The sequence below is a fragment of the Pseudomonas monteilii genome, from assembly GCA_001534745.1.
Classification (GTDB): Bacteria; Pseudomonadota; Gammaproteobacteria; order Pseudomonadales; family Pseudomonadaceae; genus Aquipseudomonas; species Aquipseudomonas alabamensis.
In genome coordinates this window covers 587,479-602,109 of sequence record CP013997.1, presented here as the reverse complement: position 1 = coordinate 602,109, position 14,631 = coordinate 587,479, and the positions used below count along the sequence as shown (strand labels likewise).

Annotated in this window: 9 protein-coding genes and 1 pseudogene; 2 read left to right on the top strand and 8 right to left on the bottom strand. The window is 54.1% G+C overall.

The genetic code is table 11. The annotated features are described in order from the left end of the window. Positions 1-315: 315 nt before the first annotated feature. The 3 genes and pseudogenes from APT63_02775 to APT63_02765 all read right to left on the bottom strand — a co-directional run bounded on the left by APT63_02775 (position 316) and on the right by APT63_02765 (position 3,120). Positions 316-1,852 (bottom strand): annotated as a pseudogene (locus tag APT63_02775) (transposase). 168 nt (positions 1,853-2,020) lie between these two features. Beyond that, positions 2,021-2,230: a hypothetical protein gene (locus APT63_02770; protein ID AMA44628.1), complete on the bottom strand. Its 210-nt coding sequence runs from the start codon at positions 2,228-2,230 to the stop codon at positions 2,021-2,023. A gap of 410 nt (positions 2,231-2,640) precedes the next feature. Then, on the bottom strand, positions 2,641-3,120 hold the full coding sequence (locus APT63_02765) for a hypothetical protein (protein ID AMA44627.1): 480 nt from the start codon (positions 3,118-3,120) through the stop codon (positions 2,641-2,643). Between the two features lie 4,757 nt (positions 3,121-7,877). Between APT63_02765 and APT63_02760 the strand changes: the two genes are divergently transcribed. Beyond that, a complete protein-coding gene (locus tag APT63_02760) occupies positions 7,878-8,171 on the top strand; it encodes a hypothetical protein (protein ID AMA44626.1) in 294 nt (97 codons plus the stop codon). 705 nt (positions 8,172-8,876) lie between these two features. On the opposite strand, the gene APT63_02755 is transcribed toward APT63_02760, so the two are convergent. The 3 genes from APT63_02755 to APT63_02745 all read right to left on the bottom strand — a co-directional run bounded on the left by APT63_02755 (position 8,877) and on the right by APT63_02745 (position 11,954). Beyond that, positions 8,877-9,128 carry a hypothetical protein gene (locus tag APT63_02755; protein AMA44625.1) on the bottom strand — a complete coding sequence of 84 codons (252 nt, stop codon included), beginning with the start codon at positions 9,126-9,128 and terminating at the stop codon, positions 8,877-8,879. Positions 9,129-9,142: 14 nt separating this feature from the next. Next, a complete protein-coding gene (locus tag APT63_02750; protein ID AMA44624.1) occupies positions 9,143-9,388 on the bottom strand; it encodes a hypothetical protein in 246 nt (81 codons plus the stop codon). Positions 9,389-9,764: 376 nt separating this feature from the next. Continuing rightward, entirely contained in the window at positions 9,765-11,954 is a 2,190-nt protein-coding gene (locus APT63_02745) for a TonB-dependent receptor (GenBank protein AMA44623.1), read from the bottom strand. A 461-nt stretch (positions 11,955-12,415) separates the two neighbouring features. On the opposite strand from APT63_02745, the gene APT63_02740 reads away from it, so the two are divergent. Then, positions 12,416-13,039: a glutathione S-transferase gene (locus APT63_02740; protein ID AMA44622.1), complete on the top strand. Its 624-nt coding sequence runs from the start codon at positions 12,416-12,418 to the stop codon at positions 13,037-13,039. 61 nt (positions 13,040-13,100) lie between these two features. Here the strand turns inward: APT63_02740 and APT63_02735 are convergent, their stop codons facing one another. Both APT63_02735 and APT63_02730 read right to left on the bottom strand, forming a co-directional pair. Further along, positions 13,101-13,928: a hypothetical protein gene (locus APT63_02735; protein AMA44621.1), complete on the bottom strand. Its 828-nt coding sequence runs from the start codon at positions 13,926-13,928 to the stop codon at positions 13,101-13,103. 2 nt (positions 13,929-13,930) lie between these two features. Next, entirely contained in the window at positions 13,931-14,623 is a 693-nt protein-coding gene (locus APT63_02730; protein ID AMA44620.1) for a hypothetical protein, read from the bottom strand. Positions 14,624-14,631: the final 8 nt, after the last annotated feature.

Below are 14,631 nucleotides of genomic sequence, written 5' to 3'. Positions count from 1 at the left end.
CGCTGATTCTCACCTTGCTGCGTATCTGAATCTACTAATGTGCCAGTTCATCCCGCATCTAAGTGGTGGTAGGCGTTTGCATGAATGACTCAGCGAGCTTGCTAAATCGACTCAATCGCCACGGGCTTCCTGATCAATTTATAGGATGATCCATCTTGGAAAACACCGAATGGTGCTTGATGCCTTATTTCTATCCACATGATCCGACCTGACAAAGGAAGCGACCAAGTCAACGTCGGCAAGAATACCCCCTGCAATGAGAGGAGGAACGAGTGCGATCCATAAACCCCACCTACCCACCGCGAGACCAGCGCGTTACCGTGGCATCTCTGGCGAGCAGTTCCACGGCAGAAGCGCTTCGTAATCCGCTTACCGACGACGCATGCGGCAACCGCTCCAGGACGTGGCGAAGCCACGTATAGGGCTCCTGGCCGTTGGCCTTGGCGGTCTCGACCAAACTGTAAATCCGCGCACTGGCCCCAGCGCCTTTGGGCGTGTCACTGAACAACCAGACCTTGCACCCGATGACGAACGGCTTTATCGCACGCTCGGCCAAGTTGTTGTCGATCGGCAAGTGGCCCGCCTCGACATAGCGCTCCAGCCGGCTCCAGTTGTTCGCCAGGTAGTTGACCGCCTTGCCCAGCACGCTTTGCGGCGTGACTTGGGACTGCGTCTTGTCCAGCCAGCGCTTCAGCTCTGCGAGGATCGGCAGACTTCGCGCCTGGCGACCGAACAAGCGTTGCTCGTCGCTGACATCCTTGAGGTCGCGCTCGATGCCATCCAACTTGTTGATCATGTCCAGCGCGACATCGGCACGGCCGGTCTTGCCTTTGGGTTGCACCTTCTGCGCCTCGACAAACTTGCGCCGCGCATGCACCATGCACGCCAGGCGTTCGACGCCGGGCTGCAACGCCAGGGCGTTGTATCCTACGTAGTCGTCGGTCATCACGTAGCCGCGATAGCCTTCCAACAGACGCAACGGCACCTCCTGCGCACGGCTGGTGGTGTAGTCGAACAACACGACCGGTCGATCAGGCGGCCCACTGGCCTGCATCCACATCCAGGATTGGCTAGTCGGGTCACGATCCGATTCTTTCAACACTTGAACCCGTGTCTCGTCGCAGTGGATCACCGGACTGTCCAGCAATCGATCACGCATCAGGTTCAGCAAGGGCTGGACGTGTTCGCTGCACTGGATGACCCAACGGGCCAGCGTTTGCCGAGGGATGTCGATGCCGTGCCGGGCCAATACCGTTTCGAAGCGATGCAGCGGCAGGCCGTAGACATACTTGATGGTCAGCAACATGGCCGACACGCTCGGGCTGGCCAGGCTCTTGTCGATCAGCTGTGCCGGCTTGTCGGCAGTGACCGGAGCTGCTTCGCAATCGCGGCAGCCGTAGACCTTGCGTACGTGCTCGAGGACACGAATCTGCATCGACACGATGTCGAGCTGTTCGCTGGTCTCTTCGCCGATCACATGCTTGCGGCAACCGCAGGCACAGGTCAGCTCGTGCTCGGGCAGGTCGTGGATGACTTAGATGCGCAGGAGGTCAGCGGATAGCGGTTTGCGTTTGCCACGACGCTTGATTGGGGCGACGACTTCTTCGTCGGCATCGTCGATCACAGCCAGCAGAGGTTCGTTCTCCACTTCGTCGAACATGGCCAGTTGCGGCGTATTGGGGTCGACGATTTGCTCGGATTTGCGGCCAAAGAAACGGTCACGCCATAACCTGATCTGCTCTTTCAGGTCGACGATGTGGTCTTTGTCAACCGTGCGCTCAGCCAGCAGCTGCGCAAGCAATTGCTTGAGCGCAGCAGGGTCCTCAGGAAGGTCATCGGGCAATGAAATCATGGCCCGGATCATACCGGGTCATGCCACGTAGCGTGGAGTTAAAACCTGGTGAGGACGGTTGCGCCAGAGGTCGAAACCGTCAAGCAACCAGTTCAGCTCTTGCACCGTGAGGACGATGACGTCGTCGGTGGTGTCTGGAGACGTCTTGAAGCGCTCGGCTTCCAGGCGCTAGAGCCAGAGGCAGAAGCCATTGCGCTCCCAATACATCACTTTGATCCGATTACGGGCCTTGTTGAGGAAAACGAAGAGCACCGGTTCGAACACGGCGACTTTGATGTCCAGTTCGACCAGGGCGGTCAGGCCGTCGATGGACTTTCGAAAGTCGACGGGTTTGGGGTAGAGATAAAATTTTTCGACTTTGGTACCGGGTCGCATCATGGCAAATGGGCTCCTCAGAGAATCGGGAGCACAGTATCGAGCATCAAACAAGCGCGTGGCATGTGGGGTTCATGGAGCGCTTACGGATCTTATGCGTGGCTGCGCCACATACTTAAAAGGCTGCCACATGCGCAGTCGGTGGCCGACTATGAAGCGTTGCTTCCGTGGAACCGCTTATCGGAGATGCCATGGTAAACCGTAGCGCCACCTTGCGGTAGGTGCAGTTCATGGAGTGCTTACTACCGGATTGGTCAGGTGTTACACTCAATTTTTGCCGCCGCCAGGCTAAAGGTTTAGTAGATCATAGCATCACTAAATCCTTCTCGTAATCTTTATGAAACTTGACACAGCAGGGATTCCCTGACCATAAAGCTCGCCACGTCGCCGCGGCAAGCTTTTTAGCAAGCAACTCAAACCACCCTGCACAACTTCTTAATTATGTCAAGTTTAAATTTTTTAAACTTACCCTGTTTAACCTTACCAGAGTTATACTGCACAGTCACGATCACATTTTGACCAATATCTATCGCATTTTCATCAAAAAAATCGGGATGTACCATTTTCCTAAAAGCTTGTGCTAATGACTCAGAGTAGTCACTCGGAAAATATAATAAAGAAAAACTATCTGTGCTCTTTATATTATCCAAATACGGCATCAACTGACTAGGCAGAGAGTCTGAATCAGCTCGCGATGTATTCAACCTCAGCCTCAGCAGCAGTAGTATTAATGCTCCAGAGCTAATAACTTGGTCCGAAAGTGATCCCTGCTCGACAGTCTGTTCAAAAAGAACTTCAATTGCAGCAATAATCTCTTCGCAACGTTCGTACTCATCCCTAATAAAGTATTGACTAAATATGTCGTGAATTATCCTGAAATCGCCCTCAAGCATTGAAGGGTTTTCGAGTTTGCCAAACAGCGAAAGATAGGCATCATACAAGACCTTGTTCTGATCAATGTCAGTAGATGAATTTACCAATATGCTCAGCGTAAGTATTTGCCGTAATTCCTCAACTGGTGCGCTCTTATATCTCAACGCAAGCCTGGTCAAGTCTGGTAATTTGGATATGTCACTCCCAGATGCACCACTCATAACGCAATTTGTAATTACCTCCCAAGCACTGAAATTTTGCTTAGACTCTATAGAGCAGATGTATCGATACAGTTCGTCAGCGGCGGACTGCCTATCAAGACGTACCAAATCCATTAGAAGTGGTGAGCATTCCGCATGTCCAAATCTCAATTGATTAGATATATCTTTCCCTGTGAGTGACAGCTTATTATCTATAATATTCCTAGCGCAACGCTCATAATATTTTGCCTGCTCGAATGGATCGCTTTCATACGATGCCCTCTGATAAAGCAAAGTACTCCTAACCTCAGAAATACTTACCTCTAGAGCCTCATCCAAATAGTCTCTTCCCATATCGGCATTTTTGGCCATGCTGTAGTATCTACTCAGTTGATAATATGCCGAATACAGAATATGATTTTCGGTAGCTGAACCGCTAGAGCTGACGGTCCTAACATAATCGATTGCGCTCAATAGGACATGTTCGATCTCCTCAGGCAGAGCTGTATTAGACGCTCCCGTGTCAGCTTGAGCTAACAATACACTAGCCAGATTAACGCAAGCCTCTGGAAAGAAAATACCTTTTTTGTTACCTGCGGCACCATTAATCAATGCGCGAAACTGGGCCGCCGCATCATCCCAGCGGTGTGAAAACATATAACACACACCTGACCAGTGGAGCTTAGCATTAAGCAGAGATCTGTCATCAATATTATTAGTATCGCAACTCTCGTACTCAACAATAGCTGACTCTATGTCACCAAGCTGAATAAGACAAAACCCAATATTTAGCCGAGAAGCCAAGCAGCTTTCAGGGTCTATATGTTGGGCAAGAGATTCACGATATAAAGCGAGAGCTTCATCGTAGCGCTTAAGCTTAATTTTCTCATTGGCGCGCTCGTCAATTGTTAACAACTCACCCTCAATATCTGATACCCATTTTTCGGACAACGATTCAGACATGATCCTATTTTTGAACGATATTTCACCGGTTTCTGTCTTCGGAGTACTTATTCCGGCCAAGTAAAGCTTGTCCTTTACTTTATCTGAAAGTGATTTTGTTTTTCCGTAGTGGATTACCATGACCGAATTTCGCAGTTCTTTATCGCTTTGAACTCTGGTGCGAATGTGATCAAACGGTGGCAAATCAAAACTCGTCAAATATAGCGAGTTAACAATCTTGTCTATCGAACTTTCGTTTAGCATTGATGTTTGAGACAGCTCAGTTTCCGCAGCTGAGCATACATCCCACGTTACACGAGGATTTCCCGAAGTCCAGTGATAGATTCTTTCGACGGCTTCATCAGGCAGCACCAAGGAACACTGCTCAAGAAATCTTTTCGTTTCAGAAAACGTAAAGTCTTCAAGGTAAATTTTCTCACCGATATTGAATGGAGATATTGCCTTATTTTTAATCAACTCAGCTGGATCAGCCACACCTGAAAGTACGTACGTTAATCTCTTAAACTGGGCGAATTGAGTCCTGCCAAAAAAGTATATGCTCCTAATCAGCGAAAAGACATTATCTGAATAATCAACGTTCGTCAGAGCATCAATTTCGTCAAGACAAATAACAAGCTTTCCAGGAAGTATATCGAGTATCTTCTTTAGCTCAAGCTCATGCTCTTTATGCGCCTGTAAATTTACTGTACTAGAACGCATCCGAGTAAGATCATCAAACAAAACTTCAGAAAGCTGATCTCTAGCTAAAATCGTGGTGTCAATTATATTTCTGAAGAACGATCTGAGATCCGAGAAACAATTCGACACATCGAGGTATGAGAACAAATCATCTTGAGAGTCAATCTCTCTTTTCGCATTGAGCAATAGATTCGTTTTACCCATCTGTCGCGATACTAAAACATAGCTCGGACGCCCCATATCTTCGATGATCTGGCGCAGCTGTATGTCTGCTTGCCTCTCAACGTACATGTCTGGGGGAACGATAGCATACGGCTTGATCTTTTTTGTAACCATGTTCTCTACCTTAAAATTGGAAGCCCTGAGACGAAATACTAATAAGCTCGGCGTCACTCTTATCAGGGTACGAAATCTTCGACTTTAAAAACGTTTTAATGAAGCGAGGAGAACCATGAGAATTAGATATTAAATTATCTGGGAGGTCATCACATCCAACCATATCTAAATTATCGGTTATTAATTCGATCAAAGCCGCTAGCTCATCTTCCGTCCACCTTTCGCACTCAACAAATCGCATATAACCACTAAGCTTAGAAAGATTCTGGCTCGAGTCAAGGTTCGGTTTTTTCAAGGAAGAAACGACTAAACGAAATGCATTTGTCTTTGCCAACTGCTTCACTGCGGTGAGTAGCTCCTCAACCAGAAGTAACAAATGTTTCTCAGCGCCTTCTCGATCGCCAGTACTGGGAACCTCATCAATATAGATAAATAGGAATTTATTTGCCTCAACACCATCCAATATTATTCGCTTTAAATTATTAAAAGTTCGATCTGGAATTGTTTCTGCATTATTATCACTAAGGTGTAGAGTCTCTATCATTTCAGCAATAAAAGCTTTTCTATAGTCGCTATCTGTACATTGTGAGAAGCACATTTCGACTGCTTTCGCACCTGCACAACCCAGCAGTCTTTTGACTATTGAGGTTTTTCCTGTTCCAGAGTCCCCATACACCCAAAAACTATTGAGGCTAAATTCCACTGCAATCTGTTTATCAATCTTTCGCTCAAGATAATAGGGCTCACAGGTTTCATCATAAATATCAAAAAGAGGCCCTTGCCCGACGGCCAATTTAAAACGGTGCTTTTGGCTTTTAACAGCAGAAGCATCCTTTTCAGTTATGACTGGCTCGCCAACTGAGGGGAAGAATTTATTATTCAGGAAGTCAACCAATGTTGAGTGACCGCCATGATCCAAATCACCAGGCTTTACAATCGTCGAGTGATTTGTATCAGGGATAATCCGTCGCCCTGAAAAATATCTCGATGCCGACTGCTCTAAGACTATTGGCTTAAATCCAGGTAGCCAGCGTAGGTGTAAGAATCCTACGTGCTCGACCGCCTCAATACCCATAAAAGTTCCGTGCTCGCGGCTTTCAACAAATGCCTTGAAGCGGCCATCTAAATCAGCTAACAGCTCGCTGTTCATGCGCAGCTGCTTACCAACTCTGTTTTTGTAGAAACTTGCAATCTTCGCTAATGTGTCAGCGTAATCTGAGCCGATTGACGGTGACGCCATCAGAGCCACGCCGATTTTGTGGCTTGCAAAATGTTCTCTATAGGATTCCAGCATGTACCTTACAACAATCCCACCCAAACTGTGGCACACAAATACCAATTTTGGGAATGTGATCGGTGCCGCATCTCCTATTTGGCTTCTTCGACGCAAAGCATCGAACAGTTGATCGGAGCACTCTCGAACCCCCAACAGACCCGAATCGACATTAGTATAATATCCGCCCAAGTAGATTGACACACGAGGAATCCTCACATCTTCGACTACTAGATCTGGCCAGAAAGTTTTTGCTTTTTTGTTAGCCCAGCAGCTATGCGAGTTTGAAAAAAAGCCATGAACAAATATGATCGCCGTGTCGCTTGCTTCGTCATAAGTATGCCAGTTATTATTTTTCCACATTCTGCCTATTGTTTCCTTATGCGTCATTCATGGCGTACGTAACCCTGTTTATCGCTGCTGCTTTCGCCACAGCCGGGCGCTAGGGCGGAATTTTAATAGCCGACAGGAGAGTTAGCCAGCATTCTGAGACTCTGTCCAGGAGTACTACAGTACCTGGATTCAGGATGTTCATGGCAAGGGAGCAGACGGATGCCTCGGCCCCAGGGCCCCGGTAGGTCTGCCTCCTGGGCCGTAACGTACACGCGAAGCTTTTGCTTACATCGCCCCCAGCCTCTACTCAGTGACACCGGGGGCAGTGATGTCTCAACCTCCCCAAAATTTTACTGCCTGACCATCCTGTTTACACTGAGGCCGTCGTTGGTGAGTTTCGGGCGTATTGCCGGAGTGTTGAGCGAGGAAATCGGGCGCGAGTATCGCCAAAGCTTGGTTGATGGTCGCATAGGTTTTGCCAGTGCCAGGCGGGCCGAATAGGATTGGCTGAGCGGTGCTTGGTTGTTGGCAGATCAATGAAAGGCACGGCTTCGTCCTGTTCAGTGTGGTGATAGTCGCTAGGTACGAGGCCCATGCCCTGCGTTGGCAGATGCCTTTCGGTAAGGATTTGGTCGACCGAGTTCAGCTAGCTCCCCACATCAGATTGGGTGGGGCAAGTGCTTGCGCTGACTCTCCAGCGGGTGCTTTGAGCTTCCAACAGCTCACGATGATCGCTGATATTGCGAACAGCACAGCATATCTCACCGCCGTACCAGTAAAGTGTGAATGCGGGCCTTCCTTTTAGGTTGTTTGGCTCGCGCATACCTATTCGGATTTTTGCTGGTGTCGAATTGACAGCCCAATGGTCAGCCTGAGGGTACTTCTTGCAGAAGCGTCGGATCAGGTTCCACACCCACATCCGCTCCTCCTTCGTCCCCTTACTCATCAGCTGCAGCACGCGTTGGTCGGCGTAACCCGCTATGGCACCTGAGTTGTGCTGTCGCTGGTATTCAAGCCATTGCTTCAGCCCGCTTTGCACGTTATTGCTGCTATTTCCGCCAACGTCCGCAAATTCACCATCCGGCCCGTACTGACGGTACAGCGAGACCAGTTCCTCCCCATCATGGATATGCAGAACGTTGCGGCCCAAATGTTCGCTTACCGCGTTGAGGCCAGCGAGGTAGCTATTGGCGGTATCGAGTGTTTTTCCTGTGTCCGTCAGCCAACTATGAACGACCTTCCTTGTACATCACTCACAAAATACTCCTATATCGATCTGGTTTCGTAGAATGTTGCGAGCCACATAAACTTAGGCAAGGCTCAGTCTTCCGGCTGATCCATCACTTGCCATGGCTTGATTCTTTTAGCACACAGGATACGTGATCAATAAGCTCACTGGAGATAGCGCTAAAATCATGCGGCGAAATGGCGTTTTGCTCGCCAACGTGGAGCCAATCTGTCTGCAAAGCGGCCTATCGTGTCTATCCTGTCACGCAAGACACCTGCCCTACCCATGATTATCTCGGCCGGCGCGTACAAAACCGCGCAGTTGTACATTCTGACTCTGCTGATGAGTCAGGCCAGCGCGCATACCAGCAAGAACTGCCGATTGCATGGATGATCTGGCGCGTTTGGAAATTGACTTAGCAGCCATAGGTTTCCCGATTGATTGGCATAGTCGACTCGTTATGGAAGATGCCTATCGGTATACGACACCTTGCTTTTATCTGACTAATTTTTAGCTAACATAGGGGGGACTAAGTTAGGCCCAAATGGGGCTAAATATGGTCGAAACAGAGACCAAGTAGAGACTACATTGGGACCAAGTTGGGATCGAGTAAAGGCTACATCGGGACCAAGTCGACGCCAGAAGCCAGAGACTGGTAGCCGGAGCGGATGAAGCTGTTGTGAAGGATGCTAGCCGGCCACATCAGGCGCCTCTTTCAAAAAACCGAGCCTGCGCTCGGTTTTTCTCTGTGGCCCCGCCTACGACTCAGCCGCTACGATGCCCGGCAAGCTCAATGTCATTGATGAGCGCCTTGGCAAGCGAACTCAGGTACCGAATCGACGTGAGCGAAGGCAAATCCTTCTCCACCTCTGCCCTATAGGTCAGATCTCGAATACAGCCCAGCAGCACCGAGAGCTCTTCGAACACCCGGTCGTACGGAACCCCACGCTGAACGCAAAACAGCTCAAGAAAGTGTTCCTCACCCGCCGTGCTGCAGGCAGTTGTCAAATTCTCCATGCGCCATCCCCAAGTCAGATTTTACTAAGGGCATGCTCAATGAGCACCCGAGCCATTTCGGTCGCATGCTGAGCATTGGCGAGCATGTTCACGCAGGGGTCACCGTCCTGATTTCGTCGACAGTGGGCAAAGGTTTCCTCCACGCCACGCAACAGCTCACTAGCATGCGCCAAGGCATCCGGCGGGATGATTTCGGAGTGGATGGAAAAATAGGGAGTAGTGATGAGGTTGGCTGGCGGATCTGGGACGATCTTTTTCATGGAATGGTCTTCGTGGATAGCTACGGAAAGCTACTCACCTGCCCTTCTCACAGATCGGGTGGTAGCCGGACGCGAGGTGAGAAGACCGTGTCCACGACACCACGGCCAGGCCGAAACCTGCTCGTGCCCGGCTACCATTACTGGAAGCTGTCGTAGTCCACACGGGCTTCTCACACCCGGTCGTCAACATCGACGACCCGGCGACGTTACCCCTGCGACATTTCCACGCCAAGGTGGAAGCTTCCGAAGCGGCTGTAGGATACTTCCGAACGTGATCCTCCCCAAGCATTTAGGGTGAGATTCAGACTTGTCTTACAGCTACTTCATGGCGCCTGGCGAGAAAACGCCAGAATCGCTAATGCAGAGCACCTCGTTCTCAGAACGTATATTTCCCCGTCACCATCACATTCCGCGGCGCCCCATACACATCCCCGCCGTACTCAATCGAACTCGAAATCGCCGAGTAGTACTTGCGGTCAAAGATATTGTTCGCATTCACCTGCAGGTCCAGGTGCTCGTTCACCCGATACCCCGCCATCAGGTCCGTCACCGCATACCCGCCCTGCTGCAACCGGTACACGCTGCCATCCGCCGTGGTCACGTCGTTGTACATCCGGCTCTGCCAATACACGTTCCCGCCCACGCGCAGCTTTTCCAGCGGCCCCTGGAACCGGTAGCTGGTGGTCACCTTGAACAGGTGTTCCGGCATGTCGGTGTCGAACTGCTGGTTCTCGTTCTGCGGGTTGCTGGCGTCCTTCAGGTAGTGCGTACGCGCATAGGTGTACCCTGCCCCCACCTCCCAGTTCGGCAGCACCGAGCCTTGCACTTCGAACTCCACGCCCTGACTGCGGATCTCGCCCGAGGCCTCGTAGCAGTTGGTTGGGTCATCACAGTTGAAACGGTCAGCACCAATCACGGAAACAGCCCGGTTCTCCTGATCGACGCGGAACACCGCGACGCTGGTGTTCAAGGCGCCATCGAAGTACTCGCCTTTCAGCCCGATCTCGTAGTTCTTGCCTTCCACCGGCTTGACCATGCCACCGCCGGCGTCTTTGTTAGTCTGCGGGTTGAAGATGTCGCTGTAGCTGACATACACCGAGTGGTGGTCGTCCAGGTCGTAGATCAGCCCGCCATAGCGGGTGACGTTGCGGGTCACTTTCTGGTCGGATTCCGAACTGCCCTTGTCGTCGTACTCATACCAGTCCAGACGCCCGCCGAGAATCAACTTGAGCGGGTCAGCCAGGGTCAGGCGTGTGGTCATGTACACGCCATCTTGTGTCGTGACGTCGTGGCTTTTGCCCGTGCGATTGAAATTGGGTTTGGCGCCGTCAACTGGCCATTCAGTCGTATAGGGCGAGTAATTCTTCTGGGTCATGTCGTAGACGCGCTTGCTGGCGCCCACCACCAACTCGTGTGTCCGGCCGAATGCCTCGAAAGGACCGCTGACAAAGGCGTCCACACCTGACTTCTTCTGATCGTGGCCCGACTGGTACACAGTGCGGTTCAGTTTCAGATCATCGAAGCGCGACAAGTAGGAACCGGAGAACACTGCGTCCTGCTGGCTGTAGTTGGCGTTGACCTGCAGGTTCCAGTCGTTGGCCAGCCGGTGACGCACTTCGGCGAACACCGTGTCGATCTCCTGGTCCTTGTCTTCCCATTTGCTGCCTGGGTTGAACGAGCGCGGCAGGTTCAGGTGGCGGCCATCGAGGCCGACCAGCGAGGAGCCCCAGAAGTAGTTGGTCTTGTCCTTCTGGTGCGAAAAGCCGAGGGTCAGCGTGGTGTCGTCGCTCAGGTCCGCTTCGGTCACGGCGTAGAACAGGCCGTGGTCCTCGTCGACATCATCCACGAAGCTGTCGTTGCCGCGGTACGAGGCGACCACGCGACCGCGCAGGGTGCCGCTGTCATTGAGCGGGCTGGAGGCGTCGATCTCGCCGCGGTAGTCGTCCCAGCTGCCGGCGGCGCCGGTCAGGGTGACCCGTTGCTCGGCCAGGGGACGCTTGCGCACCAGGTTGATTGCCGCCGAGGGGTTGCCTGCACCGGTTACAAGACCGGTGGCACCGCGCACGATCTCGACGCGGTCGAACATCGCCAGGTTGGGCTGCGAGCCGACCGTCCAGCCTTCGTAGCCACTGGGGATGCCGTCGTACATCAGGTTATCGATGTCGAAGCCGCGCGCCGAATAGGTCTGGCGGCCTGGGCCGCTGGAGAAGTTGAGGAACAGACCGGGTGCGTTCTTCACCACGTCATTGATGCTGGTCATGTTCTGATCGTCCATGCGCTGACGGGTGATCACTGTGGTGGCCTGGGGTGTTTCACGCATGGTCAGGGGCAGCTTGGTCGCGGTGGACATGGCGCCTGTGGTGTAGGACTGCGAGCCTTCGGTGACGCTGCCTAGCTGGGTGTTGATGATTTCGGTAGCCCCCAATTCCATGACACCTGGAGTGCTCTGCGCTTGGCCCTCATCAGGGGTGGCAGCCCAGGCGGGCGTCAGCGTGGCCAGGCAGACGGCGGCGGCCAGGAGGTTGTGGGCCGGCGTGAAACGGCTTGATGAGGGACGATACGACATGGATTGAACGGTCCGTGTTGATAGGAAAAGGTAGCGAATAAGAATTCCTATCAATAGATATGTCAAGTTGTATCGATTTTGGGTCTTGTGTAGGAGGTTTCCCGGTGGGTGTGGGACGGATGCTCCTGACGCTTGGGGTTAATCTCGCAGCGGGGGTGATAAGCAGGGCTGCTCTCGTGAAATTATATTGTTGGTTTGAAAGAAGTGATTTACAGGCTTTGTGGGCCCTGCGGGCCCAATCGCGGCACAGGGGCCGCTCCTACAGGAGGACCGCGACTGTCGGCACCACCGCGGTGGGGCTACGGGTGTGGGAGCGGCCCCTGTGCCGCGATGGGCCGCAAGGCGGCCCCAAAAACCGACCGGCGACAGAGCCTCTGAGCGCTGCCAACGCTCGTCATGTTCTCTGCGTCACAGCCAACTTCAGGACGAAGGGCGAAGTCCCACCATCATAAGGAAATGACATGCTCCACCTACTCGGCAAAGCCTCCTCGATCAACGTGCGCAAGGTCCTCTGGACCTGCGCCGAACTGCAGCTGCCTTTTGAACGACACGACTGGGGCACTGGCTTCAGAGACACCACCACCCCCGATTTCACAGCGCTGAACCCCAACGCGAAGGTGCCAGTAATCAATGACGACGGATTCGTGCTGTGGGAATCCAACACGATCATCCGCTACCTAGCGAACAGGACCAGCGCCGAGCACCTGTACCCGACCGAGGCAAAAGCCAAGGCCCGTGTAGACCAGTGGATGGATTGGCAGGCGACCGACTTCAACGCAGCCTGGAGTTATGCCTTCATGTCGCTGGTCAGGCAAAGCGCTGCCCACCAAGACCCGAACGCGCTGGCATGGGGATGCCGCGAATGGACCCGGCACATGGCAATCCTGGACAGGCAACTCGACGCGACGGGCGCATACGTCAGCGGCAGCACATTTTCCCTGGCGGACATTCCGATCGGTCTATCGGTCAACCGCTGGTTCGAAACGCCGCTGGACCACCCGGACTTTCCGGCGGTCGGCGCCTATTACCAGCGCCTGAGCGAGCGACCCGGCTTCCGTCTGCATGGCCGCAACGGTACACCGTGAAAGCACTGATCCAGGCGCTCGCCTACGCCATCGACCATGTGCCCTGGACCAGACAAACGCCCTAGGCCCGTGCGTGATGCGGTGTGCAAGCCACAAACCGCGGCAACACCACCATATGCGGCAACGCAAACGCCGCCAGCACCGCGAACAGCGAGCGGATCCCGGTCTGCTCCTGCACCACGAACACCCACCCGCCCACCACCGCGAACCCCAATGCCGCCAGCAGCACCGGCCAGATCCGCCACACATACGCCCCCAGCCGCCCTGCCCCCAACAGCCGTTGCCTGACCAACGTCTGCGGCGCCGCGTGCAGCAGGAAGAACCCCAGCGCAAACCCCACCAGCGGCGGCAGCGCCACGATCAGCAGCAACGTCACCGCCAACCGCCCATCCCGCGTCCGCCAGGCCGTCAGCGCCAGCACCGCCGCCGCCAACGCGCCGCCCACCGCCAGCACCTCGGCCGATCCCGCTCCAAGCCCGGCCGGCGCCCCAGCGCCCATGGCCAGGTCCAGCAACCGTCCGACCGCCTCGGCATGCAGCACCGCCGGCCCGCCCACGATGAACACGCCCAACGCCACCTGTTCATGGCGGTGCGCGAAGACGTCATCTTCATGGGCGAAATGCCAGATCGACATCAGCAGAAAGGTTACCAGCGCGACCACACCGGCCACCTGCCAGAGCAGCAGGTAACCCACAGCCACGCCCAGATACCAGGCGAGAAAGCGCAGCCAACGAGGCCGCGCGACCAGTTGCAGATCACTGGCCCCATGCAGCAGCCCCAACCCCAACCCGACGGCCAGGGCGAAGGCCAGGGGCGCACCACCGCCGACCAGGCTGGCGACCCCGGCGCACAGCGCCAGCAGATCCCAGCCGCGCCCGGCGGGGATCATACTCAGGCGCTCCGGCCTGCCAGTGCCGTGCGCAGGTTACGTTCGGAGGTGAAGGCGTAGACCACCTTGGCCAGCACGTCGAGAATCAGGAATACCCAGACGGTCACGGCATCGCTCACCGCCCAGATGCCTTCCGGGCCGACGGCGAAGACCACGGGGTAGATCAACCACAGCACGCTCAGAAAACCCACGTTGCGGCGGTAGGCGGCGCCGATCGAGGTGTGCTGGTTGGCGAGTGTCACCAGGGGCTTCCACAGGAGGTACAGCACGCCGGCGAAGGCTGCGCAGGACCAGGCGAAGAACACCCACTTGACCACGCCATAGGGCGCCAGGGAGGCGATCAGGCCGGTCACGATCATCACCACGTCGAGGGTGACGATGGACGCCACGAACCCGGCCTTGCCTTCCTGCTCACGGGCGCCGAGGAACGCCGAGGAGACGACGCCTGCCAGCAGCAACGGGGTGGTGAAGGTCCAGTCCAGGTAGCGCGCCAGGTAGGTCACGCTGCCATCGAGCTTGATCAGGTTGCCAACGCCCAGGTACATGGACAGGTAGGCGGTGGCGGCGATGAAGGGGACGGCGGCATGGATCAGGGTGTGGCCGCGCAAGGGGCCGTGGTGCACGCCTTTGGCGTAGATGATCAGGGAGGCGAGCGACATCACGATGAAGCCGATGAGTAGCGGGGTCTGAACCATGGGACTCT

Bases quoted from the DNA above. Each gene is read 5' to 3' on its own strand.
- APT63_02740 (AMA44622.1), top strand. From the start codon at position 12,416: ATGCTCCACCTACTCGGCAAAGCCTCCTCGATCAACGTGCGCAAGGTC.
- APT63_02735 (AMA44621.1), bottom strand. From the start codon at position 13,928: ATGATCCCCGCCGGGCGCGGCTGGGATCTGCTGGCGCTGTGCGCCGGG.
- APT63_02770 (AMA44628.1), bottom strand. From the start codon at position 2,230: ATGATGCGACCCGGTACCAAAGTCGAAAAATTTTATCTCTACCCCAAA.
- APT63_02755 (AMA44625.1), bottom strand. From the start codon at position 9,128: ATGGAGAATTTGACAACTGCCTGCAGCACGGCGGGTGAGGAACACTTT.
- APT63_02730 (AMA44620.1), bottom strand. From the start codon at position 14,623: ATGGTTCAGACCCCGCTACTCATCGGCTTCATCGTGATGTCGCTCGCC.
- APT63_02750 (AMA44624.1), bottom strand. From the start codon at position 9,388: ATGAAAAAGATCGTCCCAGATCCGCCAGCCAACCTCATCACTACTCCC.
- APT63_02745 (AMA44623.1), bottom strand. From the start codon at position 11,954: ATGTCGTATCGTCCCTCATCAAGCCGTTTCACGCCGGCCCACAACCTC.
- APT63_02765 (AMA44627.1), bottom strand. From the start codon at position 3,120: ATGCTTGAGGGCGATTTCAGGATAATTCACGACATATTTAGTCAATAC.